This is a genomic window from Mesorhizobium sp. WSM4887, from assembly GCF_029625865.1.
In the GTDB taxonomy this organism is placed as follows: Bacteria; Pseudomonadota; Alphaproteobacteria; order Rhizobiales; family Rhizobiaceae; genus Mesorhizobium.
This window is the reverse complement of record NZ_JARTVP010000037.1, coordinates 1-978: the sequence shown is the minus strand read 5'-3', so window position 1 is coordinate 978 and position 978 is coordinate 1. Positions and strand designations below refer to the sequence as shown.

1 protein-coding gene is annotated in these 978 nt (G+C 70.0%); it reads right to left on the bottom strand.

What is annotated here, in order from left to right; genetic code table 11:
- Positions 1-948, bottom strand: a 948-nt coding sequence (locus tag P9230_RS32215; protein WP_278121749.1) for an FAD-dependent oxidoreductase, incomplete at its 3' end; no start/stop codon positions are given.
- Between the last annotated feature and the right edge of the window lie 30 nt (positions 949-978).

The following is a 978-nucleotide window of genomic DNA, read 5'->3' as shown; positions in this document are numbered from 1 at the left end:
AATCGGATGCGACTCGCCAGCGACATTGCCGACGCGGAAGATGTCTGCTTCGTAGCCTGCGCGGATGCCCGGCCGGATCGGACCGGCGGAGAGCCACGGACCGTCAAGACGGGCATCCGCCAGCGCGTCCCGCGCGCCCCGGCATGTCGCCATGATGTGACGCTCAACGGCTTCGGCCGCCGGGACATGGCCGCCGCGTTCGCGGGCAAGGCTGCCGCGCAGCCGGGCAAGCACGTCGCGCCTAATGCAGCACGAGATCGATAGGCGGCCACGGTCGGCGAGCACCATGCCGCCGTAGCCGCCGGGAAAAGTGAGCAGCGGCATCAGATCGGGCGGCAGCGCCGACCCGGTGAAATGTGCCTTGAACCCGAGCAGGTCCGAGGAGCGGCTTTGCTTCCCGAGCTGGCTCGGCAGCGGCCCCGGCTCCCACGAACCGTGTGCAGCGACGATTACCGATGCCCGCAGGGTCATCCCCTCCTCGCCGGGACTGCCGCTTGTAGCCTGGATCCGCACCGCCTGGCGGTCGCCATCCCTTTCGATGGCGACGGCACGGCAGGGCTGGAACACTTCCACGCCAGCCGAGCGGGCCGCGTCGAGCAGCAGCGTGTCCAGTATGTCGCGGCCAAGCGCGCGGCCGAAGCCGTTTCTTGCCGCGGGTCCGGATCGCGCGCCCGGCATCGGCGCCTCGATGCTGGCATTGCCGGAAAAGAGGCCGACCCGGCGTATTTCCGGACCGGCCTCGCCGCGCCAAGCATCGCCGATACCCAGCCGGTCAAGGAGCGCGAGGTTGCTTGCCGAGATGTATTCGCCGCATACCTTGCGGCGCGGAAACGCGCTCTTCTCCACGATCGCGACAGCCCATCCGCGCCGGGCGAGCGCCAGCGCCGCCGACGTGCCCGCCGGGCCGGCGCCGATGATGATCGCATCGTGGGTGGATGCGCGCTTCACGGCTTATCCCTGGGCGCATCCCCGACCTGG